This is a genomic window from Caldimonas brevitalea (assembly GCF_001017435.1).
In the GTDB taxonomy this organism is placed as follows: Bacteria; Pseudomonadota; Gammaproteobacteria; order Burkholderiales; family Burkholderiaceae_C; genus Caldimonas; species Caldimonas brevitalea.
This window is the reverse complement of sequence record NZ_CP011371.1, coordinates 4,936,225-4,952,238: the sequence shown is the minus strand read 5'-3', so window position 1 is coordinate 4,952,238 and position 16,014 is coordinate 4,936,225. Positions and strand designations below refer to the sequence as shown.

Here is a 16,014-nt window from a genome sequence, read left to right as displayed (position 1 = left end):
TTCGGGGATGAAGACGGAGCCGCAGCCCGGCTCATGCGGCGGCCCCCGGGTCGCGCTCCATGGCTGAACGCCGGGAGGTGCGGCCGCACCGCCTGTGCTTCGCAGCCGGCGCGCTCATCCTCGTGCTGGCGTCGCTCTGGTGGGCGGCCGTGCTGCTCGCGCCGGCGAGCCGTCCTTCCGGCATGCCGCCCGCTGCGGTCCATGCGCTGGTGATGACCTTCGGCTTCTTCCCGATGTTTTTCGCCGGGTTCATCTTCAGCACCGGCCTCAAGTGGATGCACGTGCCCGCGTGCCCGCCGGCCTTCCTCGCACCGGCCACGGTCGCCTTCCTGCTCGGCTGGGCCGCGGTGGGATGCGCGGTGGCGCTGCAGCGTCCGCCGTGGCTTGCCGGGGGCCTGACGCTGGCGGCCGGGGCCTGGGCCTGGATGGTCGCCGGGCTCGCGCTGCTGTCGACGAGGCGCGCCGCGGCGCCCTCGGGGCACGTCACCCTGATCGCGCTCGCCGGTGCGGTGGGGGCGGTGGCGATGGGGGCGGCTGCCGTCGCCAGCCTGCTCGAGCGGTGGGCGCTGGTGGTGACCCTGGCGCGTGCGTCGGTGTGGGGCTTCGTCGGCCTCACCTTCGGGGCCGCCGCGCACCGGATGGTGCCTTTCATTTCGGCAGCCCCCGTGCGCCGACTCGAGGTGCCATGGCCCGGGCTGTCACTGGCCGGCCTGGGGTTGGCCTTTCTCGCGAATGCCGTCGCCCAACTCCTTCCGGCAGCGGCACGCCTGGCGGCCGCGATCGACCTCTGCGTGGGCGCCGTCCTGGTCGTGTTTGCCCTGCGGTGGCCCTTCGTGCAAAGCCTGCGGCCGCGGATGCTGAGGATGCTGTATGCCGGCTTTCTGTGGCTGGGCGCGAGCCTGGTGCTCACCGGTCTCGGTGGTGGGCGGCCCGGCAACCCGTGGGGGTCGGCTCCGCTGCATGCGTTCACGCTCGGCTTTCTCGGGACCACGATGCTGGCGATGCTGAGCCGCGTGATCGCGACAGGCGCTGGGCGCACGGTCGTTGTCGACGCGTTGCTGTGGGCTTTGTTCTGGGCTTTGCAGGCCGCCGCCGTGCTGCGGGTCGTCGGCCCAGTGGTCGGCCTTGGCGCGGCCGTCGTCGCGGCCGGACTCCTGTGGGCTGCTATCTGGTTGGTGTGGGCCTTGCGGCACGGGCGCTGGCTCGGCGCCGGGAACCTCCGGCCGCCGGCCGGCCGTTAGGCCCGCGCCATGCGCTTCATCCACTCGAGCAGGACCGTCGGCAGCAGGTCCGGCCGGGGCAGCAACGCATAGTGATGCGGGCCGAAGATGCCCGGCAGGTAGCGGGCCGCCTGGCGGTCCACGGTCAGGCAGAAGGGGTGGATGCCCTGCAGCTTGGCTTCGGTGACCGCCTGTCGCATGTCCTCCACGCCGTAGCGCCCTTCATAGTCGTCGATGTCGTTCGGCTTGCCGTCCGACAGCAGCAGCAGCAGGCGGTGCCGCGCCGGCTCGCGCATCAAGGTTGCCGCGGCGTGACGGATCGCGGCGCCCGCGCGCGTGTAGTGCTCCGGCTCGAGCGAGGCGATGCGGCGGGCGATGCGGTCGCTGAAGGGTTCGTCGAAGCGCTTGAGGCTCAGCACCCGTACCCCGCGCGGGCCTTCGCCGGAAAACGCCTGCAGCGCGCAAGGCTCGGCCATACCCTGCAGCGCGATCGCCACCAGCAGCAGCGCCTCGCGCTCGACGTCGACCACCCGCTGGTGCGCCGAGATCCAGCCATCGGTGGAGCCGCTGACGTCGGTCAGGATGAGGATGGCCATGTCGCGCCGCGCCTGGCGCCAGCTCTGATAGAGCGCTTGCGCCATCGGGCGGCCGGCCCGGAAGTCGGCATGGGCCTCGATGTAGGCATCCAGGTCGACCTCGTCGCCTTCCCACTGCTTGCGCAGCCGCACCCGCTGGGCCTTCAACATCTCGAAGCGGCGCCTCACCAGGTCGAGCATGGCGCGCGATGTCTTCAACCGCTCGTCGACCCACGCTTGCGGTCCTTCGGGAGCCTCTCCGACGTGCACCGTCACGCTGTCCTCGTGATAGGCCTGGACGCGGTAGTCCCACTCGGGGTAGCGCAGCTGCGTTTCGGCGGCGGCGGGCGAGGGCAGGGGCGCTTGCTTCGCGCGCGGCTCTGGCGGGTCTTCGGAGAGCAGGATTTCCTTGGCGCGGCCGGGTGTCGAGACCAGGCGCGCCTCGGGAAGCTCCGAGAGGGCATCGGCCAGTTCCTCGGCGGCGGTCGACGCGTCCCGGTCGGTGGGGCGCTGCAGGCCGACCGGGTCCTCGGCCTGCTCCTGGGGCTGCGAGGTCTGCACCATCCAGGCGCCGGGCTGCTGGTCGTCCTCGTCTTCCGCAGCCTCTCGCACCTGCGGTCGGCGGCCCAGCCGGGCGCTGCGCGGAGGTTCTGCATTGCTGTCCGGCGGCTCGCCGCCCGACAACGAGCTGATCGCCACCGGCGAGGCGAGCCGGAACTCCCCCGTCCACGCGTCGCGCAGCAGCAGCCGCCCGCTGGGCACGTCGGGCAGGCCGTGCGCCAGTTCGCGCACGTGCGCCACGACGGCGTCAACGGGTCGAGGCCGGGCACCGTGCAGGTCGCTCTCCAGCAACTGGCGCAGCGCCTGCTCGATCGGCTGGCGGTGGGCAGGAAAGGCATCGAGCGGTGGACGGCGGCGCAACGCCAGGCCTCTCAGGCGCTGCAGGACAGGCATGGTCCCGGGCAGCAGCTGCAACAGTTGCGCATCGGCGGCGTGCGCCTCGTGCAGCAGGAACAGCGCGCGCTCGGTCGGCCGCGCCAACGACGCCCAGGCAGCAGCGCTGCCGCGGACGGCGCGGGCTGCCTGCTGCAAGGCCGACATGCGGTAGTGCTCGAGGCCACTCAGCGCCTCTTGGTCTTCGAGTGCACCGGGCAGCCAGATCGACAGCCCGTCGGTGGACGGGAGCGCCTGCTCTACACGCGGGCCTTCGCCGCGGCGGAACACCTTGGTCAGGAAGCTGGCCGGTGCGGGCGGCTCGGCCAGCTTCAGCGGGAACGAGCGTCCGAACGCGGCACAGAGGAGCAGGTCGAGGCGTTGCGCCACGTCGCGCAAGGCGGTCTGGGCGGGGCCGGGTCGCGCCTTGCGATGCCTGCGCCAGAGGTCGCGCGCAAACACCGTCGCGTGTTTCGCAACGTCCTGCAGGACCTCTTCCGCTTCTGCCATGGTTCAGACAAAAGACGCATCGACCAGGTCGCGCATCGCACTCAGCAGCGACGGGTCGTCGGACAGCGGTGACACCACCGCGGCGTAGCAGGCCTGTCGCACCTCGATGCCGCTGGCGATTAGGCGGCCTGCGTTGATCAGCAAGCGGGTGCTGGGCACTTCGGCCAGGCCGCGGTCGCGGAGACCGCGCAGACGCTGCCCGAGCGACACCAGCGCATGGGCGCTCGCGCGGTCGGCGCCGCTCTCTCGTTCGACGATGCGGGCTTCGACGTCCTCGGGAGGGAAATCGAAGTCGAGCGCGACGAAGCGCTGCCGGGTGCTGGGCTTCAGGTCCTTCAGCATGCGCTGGTAGCCGGGGTTGTACGACACCACCAGCTGGAAGCCGGGCGCGGCTTCGACCAGTTCGCCAGTCTTGTCGATCGGCAACACGCGGCGGTAGTCGGTCAGGGGGTGCAGCACGACGACGGTGTCCTGGCGCGCCTCGACCACTTCGTCGAGATAGCAGATCGCGCCCTCGCGCACGGCGCGGGTCAGGGGCCCGTCCTGCCAGGCGGTGCCGTCGTGACGGATCAGGAAACGGCCGACCAGGTCGCTCGCCGTCAGGTCGTCATGGCAGGAGATCGTGACCAGCGGCCGCCCCAGCCGCCACGCCATGTGCTCGACGAAGCGTGTCTTGCCGCAACCGGTCGGCCCCTTGAGCAACACCGCCAGATGCCGTGCGTGGCATTGCTCGAAGACCTCGACCTCGCGGCCCGAGGGCAAGTAATAGGGCTCGTCCTGCAGGCGTGTGGCCTCCCCCGCCATGGGCTCACGCGCGTGCCGGCTTCACCGGCACCGCCTGCAGGTCGGGGTCGGTCGCGTCCTGCGTCACCTCGAGCCGGGGCGCATAGCGGAAGAAGTCGATGATGAACAGGGCCACGCCGATGGCGAACAGCGTCCCGGTGCCGATGAGCATCAGGAAGTGCACCTGGATCTTGAGCTGGGCGTCGAGGTAGCCCAGGCCCATGATGCGCTCCAGGTACACCTGGCCGATGCCCGCAGTGGCGAACGAGAGTGTCATGCCGAACATGCCGGCCAGCTGCAGCCAGAACGCCCAATAGCCGAGCGACGTGCCTTGCTCGCGGCGTGCCGGCGAGATGGCCGGCAGCGCGTAGGTGATCATCGCCAGCACGATCATTGCGTAGGCGCCGTAGAACGCGGCGTGGCCGTGCATCGCGGTGATCAGCGTGCCGTGGGTCCATTTGTTCACGCTGGGCCAGGTGTGGGCCAGGCCCAGCAAACCGGCGCCGAACAGCGTGTAGACCGCGCTACCCACCGTCCAGTGCAGGGCCAGGGTGTTGGGATGGGCCAGTCCGGAGCGGCGCATCGCGGAGTAGGCGTACATCGCCATGCCGACCAGGGCCACCGGCTCGAGCGCGCTGAAGATCCCGCCGATGGGCAGCCAGTAGCTCGGCACACCGACCCAGTAGTAGTGATGGGCGGTGCCGAGTATGCCGGCCATGAAGACCAGGCCGACGATGACGTAGAGCCACTTCTCCATCACCTCCCGGTCGGCCCCGGACAGGCGGATCAGCAGGTAGGCCAGGAAGCCGCCCTGGATCATCTCCCACACGCCCTCCACCCACAGGTGGATGGTCCACCAGCGGTAGAAGATGGACACGACGTAGTTGTCGTATTCGAGCAGGGAAGGGAGGTACAGCACCGCCGCGCCGGCCACGCCGAGCAGCAGCACACCTTCGGTGGTGGTGAATCGACCCGACTTCCGGATCGTCATGACCACGTTGTAGAGGAACATCAGCATCACCACGACGATGACGATCTTGTGCGGCAGCGGCTGCTCGAGCAGCTTGTTGCCGGTGCCGTAGCGGAACAGGTAGCCGATCACGGCGGTGACGCCCATCACGACCCACAGGGCCAGCTGGAGGTAGGCGAGCTTGACGCTGTGCAGTTCGGTGCGCGACTCGTCCGGGACCATCCAGTAGGTGGCGCCCATGAATCCGGTCAGCACCCAGACCACCAGCAGGTTGGTGTGGATGACCTTGGTGACGTCGAACGGCAGGATGTACAGCAGCGGGTCCGGGCCCAGGTACTTGGTCGCCGAGAGCAGGCCGAACACGATCTGGAGCCCGAACAGCACCATCGCCACCGCGAAGTACCAGTAGGCGACCGATTGGGATTTGTAGCGCATGGCAGGCACCTCGCTTACTTGATCGACGAGAGATAGGCCACCAGCTGGTCGACCTGCTCCGGCTTCAGGCTCTGTCCGTAGGTGTTCGGCATGAACGACATGTTGTTCGCCGAGTACATGGCGCCCGGTACGACATGCGCGCTGGGGTCGACGATCGACTCCCGAATGTAGCCTTCGGGGTCCTTCGCCTTGCCCTTGTAGTCGGGCGAGCCCACCAGCTGCGACGCCTTGGCGGTCAGGCCGGCCAGAGACGGCCCGGCCATGTTGGCGCCCTGGGCCACCGAATGGCAGGCGTTGCACGCCGGCGTCACGGACCGGAACAGGCGTTCCCCGAGGGCGATCGGGTTTTCGTTGCCTGTCAACGGGCGAGCACCGGGCGGCACCTGGCCGGTGGTTGTCTGCTCACCGGAGGTCTGCGCCTGTTGCGATGCGGTCATGTCGGTGCCCGGGATGGTGGCGCCGGTGACCAGGATGGGGCGCGGTGGCCAGCCCTGGTTGTCGACGTTGCTGACCCAGCCGAGGAAGTCGATCAGGTTCTTGATCTCCTCGTCGCTCAGGTCCTGCTTGGGCATCAGGCGCCGATGCCGCTGCTCGTCGTAGAACTGGGCCGGGTTGCGCATGTAGGCCTGCAGGTACTGCTCACCCCTGTGCTTCGCGATCTTGGTCAGGTCCGGCGCGTAGTAGGCGCCCTCGCCGAACAAGGTGTGGCAGTTGACGCAGTTGTATTTGTGCCAGACGTCCTTGCCCGCGATGACCTGCGGGGTCAGTTGGGCTTCGTTCGTCAGCGTCGGGAACTGACGGTGGCTGTCGACCGTCAGGCCGAGGAAGACCACGGCCGCGATGCCGGTGCAGGCGATGGCAAACAGGCGGGACTGTCGCTTGTTCATGGCGGGCCTCCCCGATCAGACGCCGATGCCGGCCCAGTAGGTGAACGAGATGTAGAGCGCGTACGCGACGGCGATGGCCATCAAGAGCACGATGAGGTAGCTCAGGATTTTGAGCGGTGCATGCATGGGCACCCCTTTGTTGTTGCGTGGTCGGGCCTGCCGCTCTCAGCGAGACGGCGGTGCGGGTAGGGCCCAGCAACCTGTGTGCCGATCCACTGCACATGCTGTGGATCGGCAGCGTCCTGAGGTGAGGCGTGCTATCGGCTCGCGGTAGCGTTCGAGTGCCACGTTCCCGCAAGGTCGTGTGCATAAAACGGTTGGCGTGAGCAGATTCTTCCGTGCAATAAGTAAACAGTGATGCAGCTTCTGCTCGTGTGCAGGATGGTCGCCAGCGTCCCTTTGTCGCTTGCACCTCTCTCTTGTCATTCGAATCACTAGATCTTCTGGCCCAGGCCGCGAAACTCGGCCTGGGCATGCGCAATGCCCCTCGGACCCCATCCCGTAAGAGGAGACCCACGATGCGCTTGCTTGCACCTTTACCCGCGGTGCTGGCGCTTGCCAGCAGCTGCGCCTTTGCTCAGAACGACGAGGCCACCGCGAAGCTCGCCCAGCAGAAAAACTGCCTCGCCTGCCACGCGGCAGACAAGAAGATGGTGGGCCCCTCCTATCAGGACGTCGCGAAGAAGTACGCCGGCCAGAAGGACGCGGTGACGGCGCTCACGACCAAGGTGATCAAGGGCGGCGCGGGCGTCTGGGGGCCGGTACCGATGCCGCCGCAGGCCGTCAGCGAGGCCGAAGCGCGCCAGCTGGTGCAGTGGATTCTCAAGCAGAAATAGCGCGATCCAGCCGGCTTTCCACCTCTCTTTCACGAGGAGCCATCATGCGTTTGAGCCAGCACCCTCGGGTGTGCGCGGCCGTGCTCGGCTGTGCACTTCTAGTGGCCTGTACCACCTTGGACGACCCCTACGACGTTCGGAACATGGACTTGAAATCGCCGCCGGCCGTCGTCACCAGCACGCGCTACACGGGGCCGTACGCGGCGGGCAGTGCCTTGAGCATGGACGCGACGGTACGCCCACTGTCACCCGAGCCGGTCAAGGAGGTGCGACTCGACACGACGCACAAGATCATCGACCTCGCGCCAGGCGTCAAATTCAGCGCGTGGACCTTCGGCGACACGGTGCCGGGGCCGGTGGTGCGGGCGCGGGTGGGCGACCGGATCAAGTTCACGATGACCAACCGGTCGGATGAACCTATTCCCGGTGTCAGGGTGACGGCGGCGCCGATGATGCACTCGATGGACTTCCATTCGGCGATGGTGTCGCCGCAGGACAAATATCGGTCCATCGCCCCGGGGCAAACCATCTCGTTCGAGTTCACTGCGAACTACCCCGGCGTGTACATGTATCACTGCGGCACACCGATGGTGCTGGAACACATCGCGTCCGGGATGTACGGAATGATGATCGTGGAGCCGCGCAAGGGCTATCCGACCAAGGTCGACCGCGAATACGCCGTCGTGCAGAGCGAGTTCTACACCAAGCCGGACCCCGACAAGCGGCAGGTCGACGGTGTGCCGCTGTACCTTCTCGACGGCGACCGGGTGCGAGCCAAGGCACCCACCTACACCGTTTTCAACGGCAAGTACAACGGCTTTGTCGACAAGCCCTTGCCGGCGCAGCCGGGTGAGCGCGTGCGTCTCTTCGTCTTGAACGTCGGACCCTCGAACACCTCCAGTTTCCACGTGGTCGGCACCATCTTCGACCGCGTGTGGATGGAAGGCAACCCGGACAATCAGTGGCGCGGTGCGCAAACCGTGCTGCTCGGCTCGTCCAATGGCGCCATCGTCGAGTTCCTCGTGCCGGAGAAGGGCAGCTATGTGATGGTCGACCATCACTTCGCCAACGCCTCGCAAGGCGCCATCGGCCTCATCGCCGCAGGCGGCGGTGCGGGGGATCATGCGCCGGCAGGTGACCCGGAGCACCACAACATCCCGGCCACGGCCGCGCCCACCGATCCGGTCGCGCAGCGCGGCAAGCTCGACTTCGAGTCCAAGTGCCTGGCGTGCCATTCCATCGCGGGCGGCGACAAGCTCGGGCCCGACCTGTATGGCGTGTCTCGACGCCGCGACGAAGCCTGGTTGTTCCGTTGGATGAAGGACCCGGAGCGGATGGCGCAGACCGACGAGCTCGGCCGGAAGTTGCTGGAGCAGTGGAAGGTGCCGATGCCGAACCAGAATCTGTCGGACCAGGAGGTGCGCCAGTACATCGCCTACTTCAAGTGGGCCGACGAACACGTGAAGCCGCAGGGTAAGGTCCAGCCGCAACCGGCATCGCCGGGTGCAGCACTGTCCCCCTCGGAAACCAAGTCGGCCACCCCCATTCCGCCGGGCACCAAGCAGCCTTCGTCGCCAGCCACGACCAAGGGCCATGCCCATTGAGGAGTGCGACATGGATGGGTTGCAGTGGGTGGGCAAGACCGCGACGGTGATGCTGTTCGTCGGCCAAAGCGTGACGACGCCGGCCTTCGGTTGTGGGGTCTGCGTCGAAGACAAGATGGCGGCGACCTACGACCATGATGTGGTGCAGCGGGCCGCGGCGCAGAAGCGGCTGGTGGTTTTCTGCAATGTCAAAGGTGTGGTGAAACCCGAGCAGATGCTGCAGGCGGCGAAGTCGATCCCGGGGGTCGATGCGGACACGGTCAGGGCGTCGGCCCAACCGATGGCGCTTTCGTTTGCGCTCGATCCTGGCGTACAGACGCCGGAGCGGGCCGTCGCACGCGTCGCCGCACTGCTCGGCCCAACCACCGAGGTCTCGTTGATCCGAACGCTGAGCCCGCGCTGAGGGGGTGTCGACCTATGCGCGGGAGAAGAGAAGCCGCCGTCTCCCGGAGAACGGCGGCTTCTGGACGGCCAGCGAGCGCGGCGCGTCAAGGTGTGGGGGCGAGCGGGCTCTGTTCTTCTTCGTGCGCTGCGGCTGAACGGGCGTCCAGCCCCCACTCCATCCAGTCCTCCCCGAACAGCTCCGAGGGGTGAGGGGTTCGAACGCTGCCGTTGCCGCACGTCATCGAGTCGGCAGCGCAGTACCGGTCGCAGCCCCAGCAAATGCGCTCGGGGTGCAGCGGGACGATGGGAAACTTCTTGGCGGCCATGTCCTGCTGCTCCCGCTCAGTGCTGGTGGGCGACCGTCTGCGTCGGGCTCACCGGCTCGTAGACGGCCACATCACGTTCGCCGGTCACTTCCAGGATGCCGGCCAGACCCTTGCCGACGCGCGACAGGGCATGGTCCACCAGGATGTAGCTGCCCGGGTAGTTCACCTTGAAGTCGACGATGGTGGCACCGCCGGGCGCGACGAGGGTGGTCTGCACGTCTTTCTTCACGCTCGACACCGAGCCTTCGCTGTAGACCTTGTCGAAGATCTCGCCGATCACGTGGAAGGACGACACCTTGTTCGGGCCCCCGACGCCGAAGTAGACCCGCACCGTCTCGCCGACCTTGGCCGTCATCTTGAACTCTTTGGTCAGCGAGCCGACGGCGCCGTTGAAGGTGTAGAAGCTCGGCAGTTCGTCGCTCGCGCGTTCCGGGCTGTACTCGTGGTGGCCCTTGGTGCCGGCCGCGCGGCCGGTGTAGAGGTCACCCTGCATCACGTAGTACTCCCGGTCCACCGGCGGCAGGCCCTCTTCCGGCTCCACCAGGATGAGACCGTACATGCCGGCGGAGATGTGGTGAGGCACCGACGGGGTGGCGCAGTGGTAGACGTAGAGCCCCGGGTTCAGCGCCTTGAAGCGGATCGTCTTCTCCTGCCCGGGTGCCACTTGCGTGTCCGCACCACCGCCATGACCGCCGGTCACCGAGTGCAGGTCGATCGAGTGGACCATCTTGCTGCTCTTGTGGTTCGCGAGCGTCATCTCGACCGTGTCGCCTTGCTTCACGCGCAGCATCGGGCCCGGCACCTTGCTGCCGAAGGTCCAGTAGTTGAAGGTGGTGCCGTCATCGAGCTTGCCATTCAGTTCGACGGTGTCGATGCGGTACTTGACCAACGTCGGCGCCCGCTTGCCGATGGCCGGCGGCACGCTGTTCGGGTCCATCGTGATGCTGACCGCATCGGCGGCTGCGGGCGCCAGGGCCAGCGCAGGGCCGGCCGCTGCGGCGACGGCGGCCTTGCTTGCCGGCGCCGCGGCAGCGGGACTCGCCGACGTCGCTGCGACTTCCAGGACACCTTCCATGCCGATCTGCTGATGGCCCGGGATCGAGCAGTAGTAGGTGAACCGGCCGGGCTTGCTGGCCTTGAACCGCACCGTCACCGAACCGGTGCTGCTGTCGAACTTCTTCGAGGCGACCTTCAGGTCGGGGATCACGATATCGTGTTGTGCGCCTTCGCCGCTGCCGATGGTGAGTACCACCGTGTCGCCGACATTGGCCTTCAGGACCGGATTCGACGCCTTCCCTTGGGCATCGAGATAAACCATCTTGCCATCGGCCATGCCGGTGGACAGGGTGTATTGCCGTACGACTTCTTTCTGGGCCGTGGCCGGTGCCGCTTGGGCGACAGAGGTCAAAGGTCCTGCCATCGCAGCGCCGACGAACACGGCAATGGCGAAGGGAATCGGGGCAAGGACGCGGGCAAACATTTTTATACCTTTTACGGTCATTCGCGGGGCAGCCCCCCGTGAGGCGCCGATCTTTTGAACCGGTACGGAAAGTATAAGAATTACGCACCGTGTCGTTTTGGGTCGATAAACCGAATGTTGCCCTGCATCAAACTCCGTCCGCCACTTATTGGCGGCATGTGTATTCACTATCGATAGCAGGGTTTCGATTGCCACAAGTTAACACGTTCGCAAGCCCGGCTGGGCAGCCGTCCTCAAGGGATCTGACTCGCGGTGCGTCAGCGCCTGCTTCGGACCACCCCGTGGACGAGCAGGGGCGACGAGAGGGGCGGCCGGCTCCATTCAGACAGGAATATAGGCCCGACCATTCTTGTTGCGGTTTTCGGCGCCGTCCCTGCTCGCTTGAATGAGCGAAATTCGTTATAGATGAGGCGCGAGCGGCAGTCGATCGCCTTCTGCGCCGCCGTGTACTGTTAAAAGGCGGCGCGCTGCACAACAGCGGCGAATACAACCCGGTTGCGTCGCGGCGCAGAAAACAGAATCGGGACCGGGCGGTCGGATGAATATGGAAAGAATAATCGCGCGTGAACAAGGCCCGCCGGCGCGAATATCGCGTGCACGACCAGTCAATGACCCTGGACGCCTGCCGCCGCCGCTTTGCGGGCGTAGAACTCCGACACTTCCTGGATCTCCTGGTCGGTCATCGTGCGCGCGACGGCGCGCATCTGCCCCTGTACGTCATTGCCGCGAGCACCGGTGCGGAAGGCGTGCAACTGGCCCACCAGGTAGTCCTTGGGCATCCCTTCTATCCACGGTGCGCCGAACTTCTGATCGACGCCGCCGTGGCAGGAGATGCAAGGTGCGATGTTGCGCAGCGGTGCGCCCACCCGCACCAGGGCGGGCAGCGATTCATCGTAGAAGGTGGGAGCGGTGCGGGCCTTCGGCAACGACGCGTAGTAGGCCGCGAGATCGCGGATGTTCTCCTCGCTCAGGGGCGCTGCCAGGCCTTGCATCAGCGCGTGGACCCGCTTGCCCGACTGGTAGTCCATCAGCTGCTTGATGATGACCTCGGGGTACTGTCCGGCGAGGTTGGGCGCGTTGGAAGTGCTCATGCCTTGGGCACCGTGGCACATCGTGCAGTTCAGCGCCAGGGTCGCGCCGCGGCCGACCGACCCGGCGTCGGTGACCCGCGCCATGTTGCGTTCGAGCACGACGTGGCTGGCCACGGCCGGCTGTTGCGCCGACGTGTCTTCATACCAGCGGCTGGGCACGCCCGCGGCCCGACAGATCGCGGCCCACAGCCCCTGGGCCGTGAAGTCGGGGTGGACCGACGGCAGCCAGACGAAACCGACGAGCAACGAGACGACGGTCAACAGGACGAGCGAGACGACGCTCCAGCGAAAACCGCGGTTCGACCAGGAGAAAACGCGGGCGTGCCGGTCCATCAGCGGCTCCCGATCGGAATGACGGGGACGGAGGCTTCCTTGAGCGACGCGAGCTGGGCAATGGGGAAGCCGTAGTTGACGAGGGTCAGGCCGATCATCATCGCCAGCCAGAGCGCGTATCCGTTCAGCAGCGCCGGGGTGCGGCCACCGGGATGGGCCTCGAGGCTGAACGTGAACGGCGGCGGCGCCGTTTTGGGCGTCCTGTGGGCCCTGGCCAGGATGAACACGAGGATGAAGGCGGAGATGACCAGCAGCAGGCCGCCGAAGGTCGAGGCGATCACCGTCCAGGCTTGCGGCTGGATGTCGGGGTGTGTGTAGTCGTAGTAGGCCATGCGCCGAGGCATGCCGAGCAGACCGACCAGGTGCCAGGGCATCGAGAGAATCATCATGCCGATGAACCACAGCCAGACCTGCAGCTTGATGAGGGACTGCGGCAGCGGCCCGCTGCCGGTCAGCTGTGGCCAGAGTTCGTAGGCGGCCATGAAATACATCAGCACGATGGCACCGGCGAAGATCAGGTGGAAGTGGCCGGTGACCCACTGCGTGTTGTGGACCGTCTCGTTGAGCTGGTAGCTCATGTTGATGATGCCGCCGGCGCCGCCGAAGCCGAGCATGATGAACGAGAACGTGACGGCGAGCATCATCGGGTTGCCCCACGGCAAGGCCCTGATCCATCCGAACAGGCCGGTGCCGCCGCGCAGGCGGCCGGCAATCTCGACCGACGCCACGATGGTGAAGACGGTGAGCAGGGTAGGGACCGACACCATCGCCGTCATCGCGGCATGCACGAACTTGAAGCCGGCGCCCACCTGGGGGTCCGCGAACAGGTGGTGGATGCCGATCGGCATCGAGAACACCAGGAACAGCACGAACGCCACCCGGCCCATCGTGTCGCTGTACAGGCGGCCTCCGATCGCGCGGGGAACGATGGTGTAGAAGACGATGTACGCAGGCATCAGCCAGAAATAGACGATCGCGTGCAGCGTCCACGAGAAGAAGACGCGCGCCAGCCCGGCGTTGATGGTGTCCGTCCATCCCAGCGAGGCGGGAAGGATCAGCACGATCACCTCGACCGCCGCCCCCACCGACGTCCAGGCCCACAGGTAGGCGCCGGCGACATTGCCGAACATCGCGAGCGGCACCGTCTGGCCGGGGTTCTCCTTCTTCCAGGCGTGCAGGTTCACGGACATGAGGGCGACCCACACCCAGGAGCCCACGACCACCAGGACGACGCCGAAGTAGTAGAAGGGGCTGGCGATCATCGGCGGGTAGAACGTGTAGAGAACCGAGGCCTTGCCCATCGCCATCGTCACGGCTGCCATCGCGGTGCCGAGCACCACCAGCCAGAAACCCAGCCAGGCCCACTTGACCCCGAGCAATGGCCGTTTCAGGGCCAGCTCCGAGATCGCGTAGCCGAAGCCCATCGCGACCAGGGTGGGGAGGACATAGGCCATCACGGTGCCGTGTGCGGTGACGGATCGGTAATAGTGCTCCGGGTTGTTGACCCACTGCGCCAACGGGCTGCGCACGAACATCTGCCACTCGCCGAGGACGATGGCCCCCAGGAAGGCGACGAAGGCGACCCAGAAGTGCGCCAGGACGAGCTTTTTAGCTAGCAACACAGCTCAGCCTTTCCCCGCTGCGCGCGCGGGCCAGGAACTCTTGTGGTGGCAGCACCTGGACCTTGGCCCACATCGCCTCGTGACCCGTGCCGCAGTACTCGTGGCAGGGCATCAGCTGCTCGCCGGTCTTTTTGAAGGTGGTGGTGAAGGTGGCGACGAAGCCGGGAATGAGCATGGTGTTGGCGTTGGTCGTCCCCACCACGAAGCCGTGGATGGCATCGGTCGCCGTACCCCGGAACGTCACCGGCATCTCGGCCGGGACGACGATGCACTGGGGCATGAACGCGTACTGCTGGGCGATGAGGCGAACCGTGACCTTGCCGTCCGTGCCCAACGTCGTGCCGAGGTTGTTCTCGACGAACTCACCCTTCAGGTGGAGCGTCTTCACGTCGACCGTCTCCACGCGAGACGGCGGCATCGAGGCCCAGTGCAGGCCGGTCACGACCATCATCAGGATGAGCAGCGCGATGATGGCGCCGACGACATAAACCCAACGTCGCTCGGCGGCGATGGCAACCGCCTCCGAATGGGCATGCGCCGGAGGCGTCGCCGCCGTCATTGGACCGCCCCTCGCGGGAGGTAGACGACGACGTAGAAGATGAAGTAGAGGGCGACGACGATGGCGGTCGCCACGCTGGCCACCGCGAAGGCGCCCGAAGGCCCGCGGCTGACGATCTCATCGACCTTGCGCTGTTCCGGGTCGTCGTGGGGTGGGTGCTCGGCCATCGAACCTCCTCATTCGGGCAGAAGCTTGCGCAGTTCATTGACTTGCGCGGGGGAGACGGGCGTACCGCTGTTGTCCCACGCCACGCGGATGTACGTCACGACGGCGGCAGCTTCCTCGTCATTCAGTATGTGGTTGAAAGGCGGCATCCCGTGCGGCCTCGGGTTCTTCTTCGTGCCGGGCGCATAACCGCCGTTGAGCACCATGCGGATCGAGTTCACCGGCGACGACATCGTGATCGACTGGTTGCCGGCCAGGGGCGGGAAGGCAGGGGGGTGCCCTTTGCCCTCGTCGCCGTGGCACATCGCGCACTGCGCCGCGTAGGTGCGGCGGCCCAGCTCCATCACCTCGGGGCTGACCAGGCGCGCCTGGCTCGTCGGCGGTGCTTCCGCATCCCGGGGCGGCAGCGACTTCAGATACACCGCCATCGCCTCGATGTCCTCGTCGGTCATGTATTGGAGGCTGTTGTAGGTCACCTCGGCCATCGGCCCATAGACCGTGCTGCGTTGCGACACGCCCGTTTGCAGCAGGTCCTTGATGTCCTGCAGGCTCCAGTTGCCGAGGCCCGCCTCCCGGTTGGACGTCAGGGAAGGGGCGTACCAGTTCTGGTTGGGGATCATGCCGCCCTCGAACGCCTTGGATTCACTGGAGCCCCCCAAGGCATTCACCTGCGTGTGGCACATCGCGCAGTGCCCCAGCCCCTGCACCAGGTAGGCCCCGCGGTTCCATTGGGCGGACTGCTTCGAGTCGGGCTGGTACTCGCCTTCCTGGAAATACAAGGTGCGCCAGCCGACCAGCAACTCGCGGCGGTTGTAAGGGAAGCGAAGCTCGTGCGGTCGGTTGGGCTGCTGGATCGGCGGCACCGACATCAGGTAGGCGTAGATCGCGTCCGAGTCCTCCCGCGTCACTTTGGTGTACGACGCGAAGGGCATGGCGGGGTAGAGCAGCTTGCCGTCGCGCGCGATGCCGGTGTGCATCATCCGGTAGAACTCGTCGGCGGTGTACTGGCCGATGCCGGTCTCGTCGTCCGGGGTGATGTTGGGCACGTAGATATTGCCGAAAGGCGTGGGCATCGCACGGCCGCCGGCGAACTCCTTGCCGCCTGGCGCGGTGTGGCACGCCACGCAGTCGCCGGCGCGCGCGAGATATTCGCCGCGGTTGATGACCTGCGTCGTCTGGTTGACCTGCGCCGGCTGCCCTGTGCTCGGCAGGGTGCCCGGCCGCAGGAGATACAGCGCCAGCACCCCCAGCAAGCCGAGGAGCACCAGTGCGAGCAGGATCTTGACGGGTGTGCGCATCGC

The 16,014-nt window shown here is 66.7% G+C and carries 15 protein-coding genes; 4 read left to right on the top strand and 11 right to left on the bottom strand.

Translation table 11 applies throughout. The features are described 5' to 3' along the window. Positions 1–59 precede the first annotated feature (59 nt). A complete protein-coding gene (locus tag AAW51_RS20875) occupies positions 60–1,241 on the top strand; it encodes an NnrS family protein (RefSeq protein WP_047196148.1) in 1,182 nt (393 codons plus the stop codon). Here the strand turns inward: AAW51_RS20875 and AAW51_RS20870 are convergent. From AAW51_RS20870 to AAW51_RS20855, 4 genes are read right to left on the bottom strand one after another with little or no spacing between them, the layout of a single operon-like run. Next, positions 1,238–3,238 (bottom strand): nitric oxide reductase activation protein NorD, encoded by a 2,001-nt coding sequence (locus AAW51_RS20870; protein ID WP_047196147.1) that lies wholly within the window; start codon positions 3,236–3,238, stop codon positions 1,238–1,240. The two genes, AAW51_RS20875 and AAW51_RS20870, sit on opposite strands and share 4 nt — an antisense overlap. 3 nt (positions 3,239–3,241) lie before the next feature. Continuing rightward, complete coding sequence (locus tag AAW51_RS20865) at positions 3,242–4,042, bottom strand: CbbQ/NirQ/NorQ/GpvN family protein (RefSeq protein ID WP_047196146.1); 801 nt, start codon at positions 4,040–4,042, stop codon at positions 3,242–3,244. Between the two features lie 4 nt (positions 4,043–4,046). Further along, a complete protein-coding gene (locus AAW51_RS20860; RefSeq protein WP_047196145.1) occupies positions 4,047–5,426 on the bottom strand; it encodes a cbb3-type cytochrome c oxidase subunit I in 1,380 nt (459 codons plus the stop codon). Between the two features lie 14 nt (positions 5,427–5,440). Next, positions 5,441–6,313: a c-type cytochrome gene (locus tag AAW51_RS20855; protein ID WP_047196144.1), complete on the bottom strand. Its 873-nt coding sequence runs from the start codon at positions 6,311–6,313 to the stop codon at positions 5,441–5,443. 518 nt (positions 6,314–6,831) lie between these two features. Between AAW51_RS20855 and AAW51_RS20850 the strand changes: the two genes are divergently transcribed. The 3 genes from AAW51_RS20850 to AAW51_RS20840 are packed head-to-tail and all read left to right on the top strand — an operon-like array spanning position 6,832 to position 9,156. Next, on the top strand, positions 6,832–7,149 hold the full coding sequence (locus AAW51_RS20850; protein WP_047196143.1) for a c-type cytochrome: 318 nt from the start codon (positions 6,832–6,834) through the stop codon (positions 7,147–7,149). 44 nt (positions 7,150–7,193) lie between these two features. Beyond that, on the top strand, positions 7,194–8,753 hold the full coding sequence (locus AAW51_RS20845; RefSeq protein WP_083438469.1) for a multicopper oxidase domain-containing protein: 1,560 nt from the start codon (positions 7,194–7,196) through the stop codon (positions 8,751–8,753). A 28-nt stretch (positions 8,754–8,781) separates the two neighbouring features. Further along, a complete protein-coding gene (locus tag AAW51_RS20840) occupies positions 8,782–9,156 on the top strand; it encodes a hypothetical protein (protein WP_157359996.1) in 375 nt (124 codons plus the stop codon). An 85-nt stretch (positions 9,157–9,241) separates the two neighbouring features. On the opposite strand, the gene AAW51_RS20835 is transcribed toward AAW51_RS20840, so the two are convergent. From AAW51_RS20835 to AAW51_RS20805, 7 genes are all read right to left on the bottom strand, one after another. Beyond that, positions 9,242–9,463, bottom strand: coding sequence for a DUF3079 domain-containing protein (locus AAW51_RS20835; protein WP_047196141.1), 222 nt, complete (start codon positions 9,461–9,463; stop codon positions 9,242–9,244). A gap of 16 nt (positions 9,464–9,479) precedes the next feature. Then, positions 9,480–10,943 carry a copper-containing nitrite reductase gene (gene nirK, locus AAW51_RS20830; protein WP_047196140.1) on the bottom strand — a complete coding sequence of 488 codons (1,464 nt, stop codon included), beginning with the start codon at positions 10,941–10,943 and terminating at the stop codon, positions 9,480–9,482. Between the two features lie 605 nt (positions 10,944–11,548). Continuing rightward, complete coding sequence (locus AAW51_RS20825) at positions 11,549–12,367, bottom strand: c-type cytochrome (RefSeq protein ID WP_047196139.1); 819 nt, start codon at positions 12,365–12,367, stop codon at positions 11,549–11,551. Beyond that, positions 12,367–13,989 (bottom strand): cbb3-type cytochrome c oxidase subunit I, encoded by a 1,623-nt coding sequence (locus AAW51_RS20820; protein ID WP_047196138.1) that lies wholly within the window; start codon positions 13,987–13,989, stop codon positions 12,367–12,369. The genes AAW51_RS20825 and AAW51_RS20820 overlap by 1 nt, the downstream gene beginning before the upstream one ends. Continuing rightward, positions 13,976–14,548, bottom strand: coding sequence for a cupredoxin domain-containing protein (locus tag AAW51_RS20815; RefSeq protein ID WP_047198116.1), 573 nt, complete (start codon positions 14,546–14,548; stop codon positions 13,976–13,978). The genes AAW51_RS20820 and AAW51_RS20815 overlap by 14 nt, the downstream gene beginning before the upstream one ends. Further along, positions 14,545–14,715, bottom strand: a complete 171-nt coding sequence (locus tag AAW51_RS30500; RefSeq protein ID WP_047196137.1) for a hypothetical protein — start codon at positions 14,713–14,715, stop codon at positions 14,545–14,547. Before AAW51_RS30500 ends, AAW51_RS20815 begins: the two co-directional genes overlap by 4 nt. 9 nt (positions 14,716–14,724) lie before the next feature. Then, on the bottom strand, positions 14,725–16,011 hold the full coding sequence (locus AAW51_RS20805) for a c-type cytochrome (RefSeq protein ID WP_047196136.1): 1,287 nt from the start codon (positions 16,009–16,011) through the stop codon (positions 14,725–14,727). Positions 16,012–16,014 lie beyond the last annotated feature (3 nt).